Origin of the sequence: Pseudomonas sp. SG20056, from assembly GCF_031764535.1 — a bacterium.
In the GTDB taxonomy this organism is placed as follows: domain Bacteria; phylum Pseudomonadota; class Gammaproteobacteria; order Pseudomonadales; family Pseudomonadaceae; genus Aquipseudomonas.
Genome location: NZ_CP134499.1, coordinates 4,192,922 through 4,210,041, shown reverse-complemented (window position 1 = coordinate 4,210,041; position 17,120 = coordinate 4,192,922). Strand labels below are relative to the sequence as shown.

Here is a 17,120-nt window from a genome sequence, read left to right as displayed (position 1 = left end):
GGCGGGCGCTTTCATCAGTTTGCTGGGAGATGTCGTAGGCCAGCTTGGCGGCCTCTGATTCGGCTTGCTGCTGACGCACCAGGCCGGTGACATCACGGGCAAATTTGACGACTTTGTAGAGCCTGCCGCTGGCGTCAAACACTGGGTTATAGGTGGCGCTCAGCCAAATGGTGTCGCCATGCCGATTGATGCGCTGGAAACGACCGGAGAAGAACTCGCCTTTGTTCAGACGCTCCCAGAATTGGCGGTATTCGGCGGAGTCCGCCTCCTCTCGGGTGCAGAACATGCGGTGGTGTTTGCCGCGAATCTCATTCAGGCGATAACCCATGGTTTGCTCGAAGTTTTCATTGGCTTCGAGCACTTCGCCTTTGAGGTTGAAGGCGATCACTGCCATGGAGCGGCCAATGGCCTCGACCATGCTGTTCTGTTCCTGCTCGCGGGCTACCTGCGCGGTAATGTCGGTGGCCAGTTTGAGCACACCTTCAATACGGCCATTAGGGCCTTTGATTGGGTTGTAACTGGCCTCTAGCCAGATTTCCTGGCCTTGCTTGTGGCGTCTGAGGAAACGTTCGCGGATGAACTCCCCCGCGGCCAGGCGCTGCCAGAATTTCCGGTAGTCGGTACTGGCTTGGTATTCGGGGAAGCAGAAGAGGCGGTGGTGTTGGCCAACAATTTCTTCAAGCCTGTAGCCCATTGTGGCCAGCAGGTTTTCGTTGGCGCTGACGATGGCGCCGTCAGGTTTGAATTCAATCATGGCGGTCGAACGATCGACAGCCATCTTCCTGGCTTCTGCGGCACGCAGTTTAGCCAGTGCGCTGCTTAGCGCTTGTTTAATTGCCTTGTTGAACATCATTCCCCCTGCCAGCCTGCTGGCGCGCACCAGAACTGTATCGGACTGGCAGGGTGTAACTTTACATCCCCTCTCGAATGTTTAATCGGTTTTTCTTGGCGCAGGCTGCTGCTGGGTGATGCAGTGGATATTGCCGCCACCCAGCAGAATCTCCCGCCCCGGGACCATCACCACGCGGTGCTCGGGGAACAGGCGACGCAGGATGGCTTCGGCCTCAGCATCCTTGGGGTCGTCGAACTTGGGCGCGATGATGCCGCCGTTGACGATCAGGAAGTTGACGTAGGAGCCAGCCAGGCGGATCGACGGATCACGCTCCTGAGTGCCAGCCACCAGATCAACCCCGGCGCACTCTTCATCGCTGGCATACAGCGGGCCGGGAATCGGCATCTTGTGCACGATCAGCTGACGGCCCTTGGCATCACGAGCGCTTTCCAGCACGCGCATGGCGGCCTGGCAACGTGGGTAGTTGGGGTCGTTGACGTCATCGGTCCAGGCCAGCAGCACTTCGCCAGGGCGCACGTAGCAGCAGAAGTTGTCGACGTGGCCGTCGGTCTCGTCGTTGAACAGGCCGTCTGGAAGCCAGATCACGCTGTCGATTGCCAGGTGATCGGCCAGGTATTGCTCGATCTGCTCACGGTTCAGGTGCGGGTTGCGGTTGGGGTTGAGCAGGCATTCCTCGGTGGTGATCAGGGTGCCTTCGCCGTCGACATGGATTGAGCCACCTTCGAGGATCAGCTCATCGGTGCGATAACGCGCGCAGCCTTCGATCTGCAGAATCTTGCGGGCTACCTGATCGTCACGTACCCAGTTGGCATAAAGGCCACCATTTAGCCCGCCCCAGGCGTTGAACGCCCAGTCCACACCGCGCACTTCGCCGCTGTTGTTGGTGACGAAGGTCGGTCCGGTGTCGCGCACCCAGGCGTCGTCGGTGGTGATTTCCACCACACGGATATTTCCGTGGGCCAGGCGTTCGCAGGCATTCTCATACTGGCCGGCGGACACGCACACAGTCACTGGTTCAAATTCGGCAATTGCCCTGGCCACTGCAGTGAACGCGGCTTGCGCAGGCTTGCCGCCGAGGCGCCAATTGTCCGGGCGTTCAGGCCAGACCATCCAGGTTTGGCTGTGGCTTTCCCACTCGGCGGGCATGCGGAAGCCGTCGGCGCGTGGGGTAGTTGTCAGGGTTGTCATAAATTCACCAAAACATTGAGCGGGGACGGATGGGTATTAACGCTGCGCGTCTCAACCCATCCTACGAGGTGGTGTTACTCGGAGGCCAGATGGCCGTCGAGGGTTTTTAGCGGGCCGTAGAGGTTCGGGCGACGGTCGCGGAAACTGCCCCAGGCGCTGCGGATATGCTCCAGCTGGTCCAGGTCGAAGCTGTGCATCAGCACCGCCTCATCGGTTTCGTTGGCTTCCTGCACCTTGGCGCCGAACTGGTCGGCGATAAACGAGGAGCCATAGAAGTTGATGTGGTAATCGCCCTGGTCTTCACGGCCGATGCGGTTGCTGGCGATCAGCGGCATCAGGTTGGCGCCGGCGTGGCCCTGCTGCACGCGCTGCCAATGGTCGCGCGAGCTGATGCTTGGGTCATGCGGCTCGCTGCCGATGGCGGTTGGGTAGAACAGAATCTCGGCACCGAGCAGCGCCATGCTGCGCGCGCACTCGGGGAACCACTGATCCCAGCAGATGCCCACGCCGATCTTGGCGTAGCGGGTGTTCCACACCTTGAAGCCGGTGTCGCCGGGGTTGAAGTAGTACTTCTCGTGGTAGCCCGGACCGTCCGGGATATGGCTTTTCCGATAAATCCCGAGGTTACTGCCGTCAGCGTCGATGATCGCGATGCTGTTGAAACGCGCGCGACCGGCCAGTTCATAGAAGCTGATCGGCAGGACCACCTGCAGCTCCTTGGCGATTTTCTGGAAGTGCAGGATCGCCGGGTTGCTCTCGGCCGGCGTGGCCAGCTGCAGGTAGTCCGGGTTGGGCTTCTGGCAGAAGTACGGCGCCTCGAACAGCTCTTGCAGCAGAATGATCTGTGCGCCCTTGCCGGCGGCCTGACGCACCAAGCGCTCGGCGTTGGCGAGATTCGCAGCGGTGTCCCAGGAGCAGGCCATCTGGGTGGCGGCGACGGTAACGATACGGGGCATGATTTGGCACCTCAAGAGCAGTTGGGGCGGTCATCTGACACTAGCAGAGGCCGGCGACTGTGCCATGCCTCGCGGGCGAGTCATGGCAGTGGATGGCCTATTTATATACGATAAAAATCGGCTTTAAAAGCAAAATATAAGACGATTAACGGTATTTTATCGATTTATATCGAATAAAAATCGAATTAATGCGCTATGGCAAAGCGAGCTCCGATCAAAGGCAAGGCGAAACACCGCCGCGCAGACTGAAGTGCTGCGGGCGTGAAGGGGTGTGCGGGTGAGAGTTGGGTAAGCGAGGGGTCAGGCGCTGTAGCGTTTGTGCAGCTCGAATTGCTCGTGGCCGTCGTCCCAGCCGGCTTCCCAGGCGGCGATCAGCACATCGGCGGCGAGCGCGCGTGGGGTGTTGGTTTGCCCGGTCAGCCCTGCCATGTAGCCTTGTTGGTAAGCCTTGTTGAGGCTTTCCAGGCTCCAGTGCTGGTCATCTTCCGTGTTGAGGTCGGCGCAGGCCATGGCGGCAGCTCGCAGTGGATGTACCCGTGCAATGCTAGCCGTATCACCTGGGCAGGGCTGCGCCGCTGATCCCGCTTTTGCCACCGCTGGCGGTTTATGTGATGCAGTTGGCGAAATGCCGGCCGCATGCGAGCCGGCATTTTTTCGGGGGTTAGACCGCGTGGGCCAGGATGCTGGCCTGATAGGCTGCGGCAAAGCTGTCGAAATCGCCTTCTTCCTGGGCCTCCAGTTCCGTTTGGTCCTGCAGCGACTGGGCGGCGCTGGCTTCGAAGGCCGCTTGCTGTTCAGCGCTCAATGGCTGGCTGCGGAAGTACTCGGCGTGCAGCTTGCTCTGGCGCAGGGCGAACTCGGTAAAGCTCTGCCCCTGTTGCAGTTGCGCCAACACCTGGGCGGACGGAGTCAGGCTGGGATCGACAACCTTGGCCTGTTGCGCCTGCAAGGCCAGGCTATGGGCGTTGTCGCCGAGGTCCTGGTCGAGCAACGCGGCCAGCGGACGGATCTGCTCCAGCAACTCATCAGCCCAGGCCTGCAGCACCACCGGCTGGCCATTGCGCTGCAGGTGCAGGCCCGGCCGGCGACCTTCCTTGACCACGGCCAGGAAGTTATCGGTGCAGGCATGGCATTCGCCGCTTTCCAGCAGCGGGCTGTCGGTCAGCGCGCAGAACAGCAGGAAGGCGTCGAGGAAGCGCGATTCGCTCAGGTCGATACCCAGCGGCAGGAACGGGTTGATGTCCAGACAGCGCACTTCGACGTACTGCACGCCACGGGCCATCAGTGCCTGAATCGGCCGCTCGCCGCTGTAGGTCACGCGTTTGGGGCGGATGTTCGAGTAGTACTCGTTTTCGATCTGCAGAATATTGGTGTTCAGCTGCAGCCACTCGCCATCCTTCTTCGCGCCGATGTCCACATAGGGCGGGTAGGGCGTGCCGACGGCCTGGCGCAGGCTGTCGGTGTAGCTGGCCAGGTCGTTGTAGCAGGGTGTCAGGCCGGACTGGGCGGTACTCTGGTAGCCCAGATCGCTCATGCGCAGGCTGGTGGCGTAGGGCAGGTAGAGGGTTTCTGCGTCCAGTTCCTGCAACTGATGCGGGCGGCCGCGCATAAAACCCTTATGCAGCGCTGGTGAGGCACCGAACAGGTACATCAGCAGCCAGCTGTAGCGGCGGAAATTGCGGATCAGCGCGATATAACGCGCCGACTGATAGTCCCGCGCGCTGCGCGTATCACCTTCGGCCTGCTGCTGCAGCTGCCACAGCGCTTCCGGCAGGGAGAAGTTGTAGTGAATACCAGCGATGCACTGCATGGTCTTGCCGTAACGCAGGGCCAGACCCTTGCGGTACACGTACTTGAGCTCGCCGATATGCGAGCTGCCATAACGGGCGATTGGGATCGTCTCCTCGTCCGGCAGGGCGCAGGGCATCGACGGGCTCCACAGGTATTCGCCGTCCAGCTTGCTGTAGGCGAAGCGGTGGATCTGCTCCAGATCGGCCAGCGTTGCGGCCGGGTCAGGCTCGGCCGGGGTGATAAATTCCAGCAGCGATTCGGAGTAATCGGTGGTGATCTGCGCGTGGGTCAGCGCCGAGCCGAGTGCAGCGGGGTGCGGGGTCAGGGCCAACTGGCCGTTGCCGTCCACGCGCAGGCATTCGCGCTCGATACCGTGCAGGCACTGGGAAAGCAGGGAGAGGTTGGCGCGCTCGCCAAGCTGGGCCAGGCGGCGGGTTAACAGGTCGCTCAAGATTGCATTCCTTCACGCATCGGTCGCCTCAATATGGGGACGACACGCATGATCTACAAGGGGGCGAGAAAACCGCGCTCGGCGGTGATAGCGCTTTATAACCCGGCGCGGGTGAAGAAGGTTATAGCTGGGCGCTGTGCTTTTGCGTCAGGGCGACGCGGCAGGGCGGGTACGTCGCCCACGGACAGAGTGCTTATGTCCGTGGGCGTTGGCTTATTTCTTCAGTTGCTTGGCATTGGCAAACAGCGCCGCCATGCCGCCGCTGGCCGGTGCGGGCTTGTCCTGGCTGGAATGGCGTTCGCTACGCGGCGCATTACCGGCGGGTTTGCCGCCTCGGGATTGACCGCCACGCGGGCCTTCGATTTTCTCGCCGGGGGTGTCGCCCATGCGCATCGACAGGGCGATACGGTTACGCGGGATGTCGACTTCCATGACCTTGACCTTGACCACGTCGCCGGCCTTGACCGCTTCGTGTGGGTCCTTGATGAACTTTTCCGACAGCGCCGAGATATGCACCAGGCCGTCCTGGTGGACGCCGATATCGACGAAGGCGCCGAAGTTGGTCACGTTGGTCACCACACCTTCGAGCATCATCCCCAGTTTGAGGTCGTTGAGGGTTTCCACGCCTTCCTGGAACTCGGCGGTCTTGAACTCCGGGCGCGGGTCGCGGCCGGGCTTTTCCAGCTCGCTGAGGATATCGCCGATGGTCACCAGGCCGAATTTATCGTCGGTGAACTGCTTCGGGTCGAGGCGCTTGAGGAAGCTTGAATCGCCGATCAGCGAGCGGATATCGCGGCCGGTGTCGGCAGCGATGCGCTGCACCAGCGGGTAGGTTTCCGGGTGCACGGCGGAGGCGTCCAGCGGGTTGCTGCCGTTCATTACACGCAGGAAGCCGGCGGCCTGTTCGAAGGTCTTGTCACCCAGGCGCGGCACCTTGAGCAGGTCGGCGCGGCTGTTGAACGCGCCGTTGGCGTCACGGAAGGCGACGATATTCTGCGCCAGGGTGGTATTCAGCCCGGAGATGCGCGCCAGCAGGGCTGCGGAGGCGGTGTTCACATCGACGCCGACGGCGTTTACGCAGTCTTCCACCACTGCATCCAGCGAACGCGCCAGTTTCAGCTGGGATACGTCGTGCTGGTATTGGCCGACACCGATGGATTTCGGGTCGATCTTCACCAGCTCGGCCAGCGGGTCCTGCAGGCGGCGGGCGATGGACACGGCGCCGCGCAGCGACACGTCCATATCCGGGAATTCCTTGGCGGCCAGTTCCGAAGCGGAATACACCGAGGCGCCGGCCTCGCTGACCATGACTTTGGTCAGCTTCAGGCCCGGCAGCTTCTTGATCAGGTCGGCAGCCAGCTTGTCGGTCTCGCGGCTGGCGGTGCCGTTGCCGATGGAGATCAGGTCGACACTGTGTTTGGCACAGAGCTTGGCGAGGATCGCCAGGGTGCCGTCCCAGTCATTGCGTGGCGCGTGGGGGTAAACCGTGGCGGTTTCCAGCACCTTGCCGGTGGCATCGACCACTGCGACTTTGCAGCCGGTACGTAGGCCCGGGTCCAGCGCCAGGGTAGCGCGCGGGCCGGCGGGCGCGGCCAGCAACAGGTCGTGCAGGTTACGGGCGAACACGTTGATCGCTTCGTCTTCGGCGGCTTCGCGCAACTCGCCGAACAGGTCGGTTTCCAGGTGGGTATAGAGCTTGACCTTCCAGGTCCAGCGCACCACTTCTCCCAGCCATTTATCGGCGGCGCGGCCACGGGCACTGATGCCGAAGCGCTCGCCGATCATGCCTTCGCACGGGTGCATGCTGCCGGGCAGCTCGTCGCCGACTTTCAGGCTGGCGCTGAGGATGCCTTCGTTACGGCCACGGAAAATCGCCAGGGCGCGGTGCGACGGGGCGCCCTTGAGCTTCTCGTCGTGCTCGAAGTAATCGCGGAATTTGGCCCCTTCGCTCTCTTTGCCGGCGACTACGCGGGCGCTGAGGGTGGCGTTGTCCTTGAGGTAGCTGCGCAGGCTGGCCAGCAGATTGGCGTCCTCGGCGAAGCGCTCCATCAGGATGTATTTGGCGCCTTCGAGCACGGCCTTGACGTCGGCAAAGCCTTTTTCAGCGTCGATAAAGCGCTCGGCTTCGCTTTCGGGATTCAGCTCAGGGTTGTTAAACAGCGCGTCGGCCAGCTCACCGAGGCCGGCTTCCAGGGCAATCTGGCCCTTGGTGCGGCGCTTCTGCTTGAACGGCAGGTAGAGGTCTTCCAGGCGTGTCTTGGTGTCAGCCAGGTTGATGTCGCGGGTCAGCTCAGGGGTCAGTTTGCCCTGTTCCTCGATGCTGGCGAGGATGCTGGCGCGGCGCTCGTCCAGCTCGCGCAGGTAGCGTAGGCGCTCTTCCAGGGTGCGCAACTGGGTGTCGTCGAGGCTGCCGGTGACCTCTTTGCGGTAGCGTGCGATAAACGGCACGGTAGAGCCTTCGTCGAGCAGCGCCACGGCGGCGGCGACCTGTTGCGGGCGTACGCCCAGTTCTTCGGCGATGCGGTTGTTGATGCTGAGCATAGAAAAAGCTACCCACACGGAAACGAAAAACCGGCCACGCAGAGCACGGGCCAGACACGAAAGCCGCGCATTATAAACACTGCCCGGTAGCGCGCCGGGAACCAGTCGGGGAAAAATCTGCTAACAATGGGCTGCACGTCGGTTGCGGCTCCTGAGCCATAATGCCGGCCATTGCACACTGCCAGCGCGCCCGCGCCCGGCGGATGCCTGGACAAGGAGCCCTGAATGAGCAGCACTGCACTTCCCGTTGAAGGCGAAAAAATCCTGATCGTCGATGACGACGCGCGCCTGCGTCGCCTGCTTGAGCGCTTCTTCGACGAGCAGGGCTACCGCGTGCGTGCGGTGGAAAACGTCGAGCAGATGGACCGTCTGCTGGCCCGCGAACTGTTCAATCTGGTGGTGCTCGACCTGATGCTGCCGGGCGAGGACGGCCTGTCCGCCTGCCGCCGCCTGCGTGAAGCGAACAATCAGGTGCCGATCATCATGCTCACCGCCAAGGGCGATGAAGCCAGCCGTATTCAAGGCCTGGAGCTGGGCGCCGACGATTACCTGGCCAAGCCGTTCAACCCGCGTGAACTGCTGGCGCGCATCAAGGCCGTGCTGCGTCGCCAGGCACCGGTCGTGCCGGGCGCGCCGGGCAGCGAAGACGAGAGTGTGAGTTTCGGCGACTACGAACTGTCCCTGGCTACCCGCGAACTGAAGAAAGGTGAGGAAGTGCACATGCTCACCACCGGTGAGTTCGCCGTACTCAAGGCCCTGGTGCAGCACGCCCGCGAGCCGCTGACCCGTGACAAGCTGATGAACCTGGCCCGGGGCCGCGAGTGGGATGCGTTGGAGCGTTCCATCGACGTGCAGATTTCCCGTCTGCGCCGCTTGATCGAACCCGATCCGTCCAAACCGCGCTATATCCAGACGGTCTGGGGCGTGGGTTATGTGTTTGTGCCGGATGGCAATAAGTGACATGGCGCGTGTTTCTCGCGGCGTGTGTGCAGACTTTGTTGCTAAGCGCTGCGGCTGTTCTGTTGTTCGTGTATCTGCATGAAACCGCTGTGTCAGAGGCGGCGTCACGTGGGCTGAGCCTGCGTGGCGGGGTCAGCTGGGGCATTGCGCTGCACCTTGCGCTGTATGTTTTTGTTGCCCTGTCGGTGCTGCAAAATGCGGCTGCAGTGCGTTGGCCTGCCAGACGAACAAGGTTGGCTGTGTTGGTCTGGCTGACCTTCGCGGGGTTTGTAGCGCTGTTGGCGAACCCCTTTGCTCCTTGGGCTCACCCTTATCGCTGGGCACTGCTGCTCTTTTGCTCCACGGCAGGTTTTGCATTGTCTCTGGCTGGCCAGAATGTATGGCCGCTTATACAGCGGTGCGGTTTCCCTGTTCGCTTACGGTCTGATGCATGAAAACCCCTCTCTGGTTCCCGCAAAGCTTCTTCGCCCGCACGCTGTGGCTGGTGCTGATCGTGGTGCTGTTCTCCAAGGCGCTGACCCTGGTTTATCTGATGATGAACGAAGATGTGCTGGTCGACCGCCAATACAGCCACGGCGCCGCACTGACCCTGCGCGCCTATTGGGCGGCGGACCCGGAAGATCGCGCCACCATCGCCGAAGCGGCCGGGCTCAAGCGCGTGCCGCACGAGCAGGTGCCGGCCACCGAGCAGCATTGGCCGTATAGCGAGATTTTTGCCCGGCAGATGCAGACTGAGCTGGGCCCGGATACCGAAGTGCGGGTGCGTGCCAAGAGCCCGCCAGCGCTCTGGGTGCATGCGCCGGCGCTGGGCGATGACTGGCTGCGGGTGCCGTTGTACCCACATCCGCTGCGCGGCCAGCGGATCTGGAGTGTGCTGGGCTGGTTCCTGGCCATCGGTCTTTTGTCGACGGCGGCGGCGTGGATTTTCGTACGCCAGCTCAGCGCACCACTCAAGCGCCTGGTATTCGCCGCCCGGCAGATTGGTAAGGGGCGCAGCGTGCGCCTGCCAGTGGGTGATACGCCGAGCGAGATGGCCGAGGTATACCGCGCCTTCAATCAGATGGCCGAAGACGTCGAACAGGCCGCCCGTGAGCGTGAGCTGATGCTTGCCGGGGTCTCGCATGACCTGCGTACGCCGCTGACCCGCCTGCGCCTGTCCCTGGAATTTCTGCACACCGATTCGGAGCTGACCGAGGATATGGTGCGCGATATCGAGGACATGGACGCGATCCTTGATCAGTTCCTCGCCTTTATCCGTGATGGCCGTGATGAGCCATTGGAGCAGCTTGATCTGCTCGAACTGATCCGTGAAGTGGTCGCGCCCTACAACCAGAAGCAGGAGATGGTGCGCCTGTGCCTGGAGGCGGTGCCGGCTTTCCCGCTGCGCCGGGTATCGCTCAAGCGGCTGCTGGTCAACCTGATCGAAAACGCTCTGCGTTATGGCGGCAATGCGGTAGAGGTGGCGGTTTCCCTGTCCGGCGATCAAAGCGCGCCTTATGTGGTACTGAGTGTGCTGGATCGCGGTGCGGGCATTGATCCGGCCGAGCTGGGCAGCATCGTCAACCCCTTTATCCGTGGCGACCGCGCCCGTGGCGGGCAGGGCGCCGGGTTGGGCTTGGCCATCGTCAAGCGCATCGCCGCCTTGCACGGTGGCAGCGTTGAATTGCGCAACCGCAGCGGCGGCGGCCTGGAAGCGCGGGTTTGCCTGCCGTTGGGGCTACTGTTGCCGCGCGACGCGGTTTAGAAGGCACTGGCATACTGTCATCACTGCGCTGAACTATGCTTTATCAGCGCGATGACATGAGGTCAGCATGCCTGCAGTTCCCCACCGCCTCTCACCATGGACCTGGTTGCTGCCGCTGCCATTGCTCCATCTGGCCACCTGGCTTTCCCTGGCGACTCAGTTCACCGACGGGGCGGCGCTGTGGTATCCACCGTTTGCCCTGGCGCTGGTGTTTGCCCTGTGGTGGGGCCCGCGGGTGCTGTTGGCGGTGTACCTCAATGCCATGCTGTCGATCCCGCTCTGGGGCCTGGAGTGGCAGTGGGCGCCGCTCTATGCCCTGCCGGAAACCCTTGGTGTAGCGCTGGCCTGGCTGTTGCTGCGGCAGCGGCCGTTTGATCCGGCCCTGCCTGACCTCAGCCATTTGCTGCGCTTTATGCTGCTTGGCGTGCTGCTTCCGATTATCCCCATGGCGTTGGGGGTGCAGGGCAATCTCTGGCTACTCGGCCATGCGCCGCTGGAGGATCTGCCTTCGGGCAGCATGACGTTGTGGCTGGCCGATAGCCTCACCGTCCTGGCCATTGCCATCCCCTTGTTGGTTTACCTGACGCCCTGGTTGCGCAGGCGTGGTTGGCTGGCTGCGCCGCTGCTCAGCGGTTGCGAGCAGGTGCCCGAGGCCTTGCGTCAGTTGCCGCCCTGGCCGCTGCTAGTGCTGCTGTTGATCGGCATGCCCTGGTTGCTTGGGGTGTTACCGCTGACCCTCAATCTGCCGCTGATTGGCGTGATGATGCTGGGCCTGGCGCTGGTCTGGGGTTTTGCTGGCGGCCTCTGTGGTGCGGTGCTCAGCGTGTTGATGGTGCTGATCCTGCCGCTGCTGCGCGGCCTGGTGAACAGTGCCGGTTGGCTCGATCCACAGCGCATGGAGCTGCACTTCAGCGTGTTGCTATTCATGCTCGCTACCCTGCTGGTGGGGCGCAGCCTGAGTGATTTGCGTCAGGCGTTGGCGCGCAGTGCGCAGATGCAGCAGCAACTGGCCCTGGCCAATCTGGCGCTGGAAGCCAGCCCGCTGGGGGTGATCATTGCCGATGCGCGCCAGCCGGCGTTGCCGCTGATCTACTGCAACCCGGCGTTCGAGCAGATTACCGGCTACAGCCGCGAGGAGACCCTGGGCAACAACTGGAACTTCCTGCTGCGTGATGACCAGCAGCAACAGGGCTTGAGCCGTTTGCAGCAGGCGGTGCGCGAAGGCATGGGCTGCGATGTGGTGCTGCGTAACTACCGCAAGGACGGCCAGCAGTTCTGGAACGAATTTACCCTGGCACCGATGCGCGACGATCAGGGCATCAGCCATTTTGTCGCCCTGCAAAGCGATGTCACTGCCCGCGAACAATTGGCCACCCAGGTACGTTCGCAGAGCGACGAGCTGCTCAAGCAGAGCTATCTGTTCAGCCAGACCGAGCACATCGCCAACCTTGGCGGTTGGGTGCTGAACATGCCAGAGCAGGATATGGACTGGAGCGCCGGCTGCTTTCGCATCTACGAGTTGGACCCGAAAAACGGCACGCCTGATCTCAATGGCGCCCTGAGCTATCTGGATGCCAGCGGCCGAGTGTTGGCCGAGCAAGTACTGCAACAGCTGATCGATGGGCTGGAACAATTCGACATTGAAGTGCGCCTGCTCACCGCCAAGGGCAAGACGCGCTGGTTGCGCATTCGTGGCATTACCGAGCGCGATGGGGCTGAGCTGGTGCGGGTGTATGGTGCGCTGCAGGATGTCAGTGCGCGTAAATACGCCGAGCAGCAACTGCGCGAACGGGATGAGCGTCTGCGTCTGTTCTTCGAGGCACCGCTGATCGGTATGGCCCTGACCAGCCCGAACTTTGCCTGGGAGGAGGTCAACCACAAACTCTGCAGCATTCTCGGGCGCTCGCGCGAACAGTTGCTGGCGTCGAGCTGGGAAGAGCTGTCGCTGGAAGACGACTTGCACAACGAGCTGCCGCTGCTCGATCAGGTACTTAGCGGCCTTCGGGAAGGCTTTGAGCTGGAAAAACGCTTTCGCCGCCCCGACGACAGCCTGGTGCATACCCGCGTCAGTCTGCGTGCGGTGCGCCACAGCACCGGCCGGGTGCGCATGTTTCTGCTGCTGGTCGAAGACATCAGCCAACGCCTGCAGGCCGAGGCGCGCTACCGCACCATCGTCGAGAATGCGCCCGAGGCGATCATGCTGTTCGACCTGGACGGCACGCTGGTCGAGTGCAATGACAATGCCCTGCGTTTGCTGCGTTACAGCCGCGAGGAAATCGCCAGCAAACGCGTCTTTGATCTGAGCCCGAGCAAGCAGGCGGATGGCCAGCTGACCGCCGAGCTCGGCAAGGTCTATCTAAAACGGGCGATGGCCGGCGAAGCGCCGGTATTTGACTGGTTGCACCGCGACAGCAAGGGCCGGCAGATTCCTTGCGAGGTGCGTCTGGTGCGCATGCCCGGCGAGCCGGTGCTGATTCGCGGCAGCGTCACCGATATTTCCGATCGTCAGCGTTATCAGCGCGAGATTGAACGGCTGGCGTTCAGTGACGAACTCACCGGCCTGCCTAATCGACGCTTACTGCTTGACCGTCTGCAGCACGCGATGGATCGCGAGCAGCGCGAAAACACCCTGGGCGCACTGTTGTTTATCGATCTCGATCACTTCAAGACGGTCAACGACAGCCTCGGTCATCTGGTCGGTGATGGTCTGTTGCGTGAGGTCACCGCGCGGCTGGCCAGCGGCCTGCGCGCTGAAGACACCCTGGCGAGGATGGGCGGCGACGAGTTTGTGGTGCTGCTCGAAGGGCTCGACAGCAATCCGCAACTGGCGGCAGAAGCGGCGGCCGTTACGGCGGAAAAACTGCTGAAAAGTCTGGTTGGCACCTGCTGGATTGATGGCCATGAGTTATCGATCAGCGCCAGCATCGGTATCGCTTTACATCCGTTCGGCAGCCAGGTGGCTGCTGATGTGCTGAAACAGGCGGATACCGCCATGTACCGGGCCAAGCAGGGCGGGCGCAATGCCTTGCACTTCTTCGCCCCGGAGATGCAGGCGGCCATTGATCAGCGCTTGCAGATGCAGAGCGATCTGCGTCAGGCGGTGCAACGTAACCAGCTGTACCTGGTGTTTCAGCCGCAACTGGCGCTGGCCACCGAACGCATTGCTGGTGCGGAAGTGCTGCTGCGCTGGGTTCACCCGGAACGCGGCGAAGTGATGCCCGGCGACTTTATTCCGCTGGCCGAAGAAACCGGCCTGATCGAAGAGCTGGGTGCCTGGGTGCTGGAGCAGGCCTGCGCCGCTCTGGCACGCTGGTTACCGCAGTGGCCACAGCTGGTGCTGGCGGTCAATCTCAGCCCGCGCGAGCTGCGCCAGCGCAGTTGTGTGGCGCGCATCAGTGAGTGCCTGCAGCGCCATCAGGTGCCTGCCACGGCGCTGGAGCTGGAAATCACCGAAGGCGTGCTGTTGGAGGAAGTCGAGCAGTGCATCAGCAATATGCAGGCGCTCAAGGCGCTGGGTGTGCGTTTCGCCATCGATGATTTCGGCACCGGCTACTCCTCGCTGACTTACCTCAAGCGCCTGCCGCTGGATCGGTTGAAGATCGACCGCAGTTTTACCTGGGACATGGACGGTGAAGACGGTAGCGGCCTGATGCTGGTACAGACCATTCTGGTGATTGCCCGCAATCTGGGGCTGGAATGCGTGGCCGAAGGCATCGAAAGCCAGTGGCAGCTCGATTGTTTACGTCGGCATGGCTGCTCGCTGGGGCAGGGCTATCACTTCAGCCGGCCGTTGAAAGAAGCGGATTTTCAGGCCTGGATGCAGCAGCATCAGGGCCCTCCGCCACTTCTGTGAGGCTCAGCCCTTGCCCTTGGTGCGCGTCAGGTGCGGGCCGCTGTTTTTCTCCAGATGCTGAATCACCAGGCTGGCGACATCTTTGCCGGTGGTGGTTTCAATGCCTTCCAGGCCCGGCGACGAGTTCACTTCCATCACCAGCGGGCCATGGTTGGAGCGCAGGATATCCACCCCGGCCACGCTCAGCCCCATCACTTTGGCCGCACGGATGGCGGTCATGCGTTCTTCCGGGGTGATCTTGATCAGGCTGGCGCTGCCGCCACGGTGCAGGTTGGAGCGGAATTCGCCAGGCTTGGCCTGACGCTTCATCGCCGCAATCACCTTGTCACCGACCACAAAGCAGCGGATATCCGCGCCGCCGGCTTCCTTGATGTATTCCTGCACCATGATGTCCTGCTTGAGGCCCATGAAGGCCTCGATCACCGATTCGGCCGCCGTCGCCGTTTCACACAGCACCACACCGATGCCCTGGGTGCCTTCCAGCACCTTGATCACCAGCGGCGCGCCATTGACCATGTCGATCAGGTCGGCGATGTCATCCGGGGAGTGAGCGAAACCGGTCACCGGCAGGCCGATGCCGCGACGAGACAGCAATTGCAGCGAGCGCAGCTTGTCCCGCGAGCGGGCGATGGCCACCGACTCGTTAAGCGGGAATACGCCCATCATCTCGAACTGGCGCAGCACCGCGCAGCCGTAAAACGTCACCGACGCGCCAATCCGTGGGATAACCGCATCGAAGCCTTCCAGCGGCTTGCCGCGGTAGTGGATCTGCGGCTTGTGGCTGGCAATGTTCATATAGGCACGCAGGGTGTCGATCACCACCATCTCGTGGCCCCGCAGTTGCCCGGCTTCTACCAGGCGGCGGGTGGAATACAGGCGCGGGTTGCGCGACAGCACGGCGATCTTCATTGGTCACCAGAAGGGTCAGCAAGGGTGGGTTTGTTTTGTACATAGGTCAGCGCTGGGTTGACCAGCAACTGCCCGGCAATCAGTGCCTTGGAGCCAAGCAGCACGCGGTAGCGCATGGTTTTGCGGCAGGTCAGGGTGAATTCGACCGGCCATTCGCGTTCGCCCAGGGTCAGAGGGGTGCGAATCACATAGCGCGACTGACTGTGGCCATTGGAGCTTTTGATGGTTTTCACTGAAACCAGTTGTGCCTCGCAGCGATGCCGACGCTGCACCACTGTGCCGAGGTGGGCGGTAAAGCGCACCCAAGGCTCGCCATCGCGGTCGAACGGTTGAATATCGCTGGCATGCAGGCTGGAGGTGCTGGCCCCGGTATCAATCTTGGCGCGCAGGCCGACCATGCCCAGTTCCGGCAGGTTGATCCATTCGCGCAGGCCGATTACGCCAAGTTGGTCGAAAGTCTTCACAGGGCCATCCGTCATATTTGCGGGCATTCTAGTTGGCCCTTATGACAACTGCATCAGGCAAAATGTCCGCCTGCCTAGCAGGTATCAGCGGGGATCAGATGAGCGATAAAGACGACGATAAGGTACGCCTGGATAAATGGCTGTGGGCCGCGCGCTTTTATAAAACCCGCGCCCTGGCCAAAGCGGCTATTGAAGGTGGCAAGGTGCACCACCGTGGTGAGCGTTGCAAACCCGGCAAGGAGCCGAAAATTGGCGATATCTATGTGATTCGCACGGGTTTCGAGGAACGCAGCGTGGTGGTGCAGGCGCTTTCCGTGGTGCGTCGCGGCGCGCCAGAGGCGCAGACGCTGTATGCCGAAACGGCAGAAAGCATCGCGCGCCGTGAACAGGCGGCAGTGCAGCGCAAGGCCGGGGCCTTGGGCATGCAGACCGATGGCCGGCCGAGCAAGAAACAGCGCCGGCAGATTCACGATTTCAATGAGCGGCAGGATGGCGGCTTGCGCCATCCCTGGGCTGACGACGAGTTCTAGGCCGTGTGTCGCCAACCGCCTTGCTCAGCGGCGCTGCACTGTTCAGCTACGCACGGCGCAGCCTACGCCTAGCGGCCGCTGATAACGCTCAATCGCCCCAGCAATGGCAGCTTGGCCAGGCTCTTGATCAGCGGCTGGGTAACATATTCCAGCCATTCGCTGGTTTTGTAGGCAAACGGGGTGAAGCAGGACCAGGCCAGGCCCAGCAACGCAAGGAACACGCCGCCGACCAGGGCATCCGAACCCCAGTGTGCACCCGCCACCAGACGCGGCAGCATAAAGATCACCGCCATGCTCCAGACCAGCAGCAAACGCCAGTTGCGCGCAAAGAAACTCATAAACATCGCCCAGATCAACAGCACCGACGCGTGATCGCCGGGGAAGCTGCGGGTGGCGCTGTCCTTCATATCCCAGCGTTCTTCCCAGTCCGGGAAGAGCTCGGTGAGGCGTGCGGCGCCTTCCACCACCAGGGATGCGCTCGGGCGTTGCCAACCCATCAGCTTGACCAGTTCGGCGAAACCGACGCGAAACAGCAGCATCACGATCAGCGCGGCGAGAAAGGCATACAGCGCCTTGCGCACTTGGGCGCCGCTGAATACCAGATCGGCCTTGAGCATCACGGCCAGCATCAGCACGCCAACCCCCATGTCCACCGGCCGCATACTGCCGATCGCCCAGGTTTGCGCCCACAACCCGGCGCTGTGCACGGGCTCGTTGAGCAGGGCAAACAGGTGCAGATCAAGTTGGTCCCAGAGCGCGCGGCTAGACGCCCACAGCCAGCTGGCGAGCAGTAGCAGGGCAACGATATGGCACGCAACCAGCGGACGAATGCGCCAGTGCGGGTTAATAAAAGAAGCGGGCATGCAGTGGCATCCTTGTC

Annotated in this window: 12 protein-coding genes and 1 pseudogene; 4 read left to right on the top strand and 9 right to left on the bottom strand. The window is 62.2% G+C overall.

Annotated elements, in window-relative coordinates; all coding sequences use genetic code 11:
- Positions 1-121: 121 nt before the first annotated feature.
- From RHP75_RS21385 to RHP75_RS19835, 6 genes and pseudogenes are all read right to left on the bottom strand, one after another.
- Positions 122-754 (bottom strand): annotated as a pseudogene (locus RHP75_RS21385) (PAS domain-containing protein); the annotation flags it as partial.
- Between the two features lie 177 nt (positions 755-931).
- A complete protein-coding gene (gene aguA, locus RHP75_RS19855; RefSeq protein ID WP_311089709.1) occupies positions 932-2,041 on the bottom strand; it encodes an agmatine deiminase in 1,110 nt (369 codons plus the stop codon).
- Positions 2,042-2,115: 74 nt separating this feature from the next.
- A complete protein-coding gene (aguB, locus tag RHP75_RS19850; RefSeq protein ID WP_160085922.1) occupies positions 2,116-2,997 on the bottom strand; it encodes an N-carbamoylputrescine amidase in 882 nt (293 codons plus the stop codon).
- Between the two features lie 300 nt (positions 2,998-3,297).
- Complete coding sequence (gene rmf, locus RHP75_RS19845) at positions 3,298-3,507, bottom strand: ribosome modulation factor (RefSeq protein ID WP_160085920.1); 210 nt, start codon at positions 3,505-3,507, stop codon at positions 3,298-3,300.
- A gap of 151 nt (positions 3,508-3,658) precedes the next feature.
- Positions 3,659-5,239, bottom strand: coding sequence for a glutamate--cysteine ligase (gene gshA, locus RHP75_RS19840; protein WP_311089708.1), 1,581 nt, complete (start codon positions 5,237-5,239; stop codon positions 3,659-3,661).
- A gap of 213 nt (positions 5,240-5,452) precedes the next feature.
- On the bottom strand, positions 5,453-7,780 hold the full coding sequence (locus tag RHP75_RS19835; protein ID WP_311089707.1) for a Tex family protein: 2,328 nt from the start codon (positions 7,778-7,780) through the stop codon (positions 5,453-5,455).
- Positions 7,781-8,005: 225 nt separating this feature from the next.
- On the opposite strand from RHP75_RS19835, the gene ompR reads away from it, so the two are divergent.
- From ompR to RHP75_RS19820, 3 genes are all read left to right on the top strand, one after another.
- Complete coding sequence (gene ompR / locus RHP75_RS19830) at positions 8,006-8,740, top strand: two-component system response regulator OmpR (protein WP_233683281.1); 735 nt, start codon at positions 8,006-8,008, stop codon at positions 8,738-8,740.
- Between the two features lie 430 nt (positions 8,741-9,170).
- Positions 9,171-10,484: an ATP-binding protein gene (locus tag RHP75_RS19825; RefSeq protein WP_311089706.1), complete on the top strand. Its 1,314-nt coding sequence runs from the start codon at positions 9,171-9,173 to the stop codon at positions 10,482-10,484.
- Between the two features lie 67 nt (positions 10,485-10,551).
- Positions 10,552-14,337 (top strand): EAL domain-containing protein, encoded by a 3,786-nt coding sequence (locus RHP75_RS19820; RefSeq protein ID WP_311089705.1) that lies wholly within the window; start codon positions 10,552-10,554, stop codon positions 14,335-14,337.
- 3 nt (positions 14,338-14,340) lie between these two features.
- On the opposite strand, the gene rimK is transcribed toward RHP75_RS19820, so the two are convergent.
- Positions 14,341-15,246, bottom strand: a complete 906-nt coding sequence (gene rimK / locus RHP75_RS19815; protein ID WP_090380038.1) for a 30S ribosomal protein S6--L-glutamate ligase — start codon at positions 15,244-15,246, stop codon at positions 14,341-14,343.
- Positions 15,243-15,644: an ATP-dependent zinc protease gene (locus RHP75_RS19810; RefSeq protein WP_311092001.1), complete on the bottom strand. Its 402-nt coding sequence runs from the start codon at positions 15,642-15,644 to the stop codon at positions 15,243-15,245. The genes rimK and RHP75_RS19810 overlap by 4 nt, the downstream gene beginning before the upstream one ends.
- A 164-nt stretch (positions 15,645-15,808) precedes the next feature.
- Here RHP75_RS19810 and RHP75_RS19805 point away from each other — a divergent pair, with 164 nt between their 5' ends.
- Positions 15,809-16,240, top strand: a complete 432-nt coding sequence (locus RHP75_RS19805; RefSeq protein WP_090387693.1) for an RNA-binding S4 domain-containing protein — start codon at positions 15,809-15,811, stop codon at positions 16,238-16,240.
- A 68-nt stretch (positions 16,241-16,308) separates the two neighbouring features.
- Here the strand turns inward: RHP75_RS19805 and RHP75_RS19800 are convergent, their stop codons facing one another.
- Positions 16,309-17,103 carry a phosphatase PAP2 family protein gene (locus tag RHP75_RS19800; protein WP_311089704.1) on the bottom strand — a complete coding sequence of 265 codons (795 nt, stop codon included), beginning with the start codon at positions 17,101-17,103 and terminating at the stop codon, positions 16,309-16,311.
- Positions 17,104-17,120: the final 17 nt, after the last annotated feature.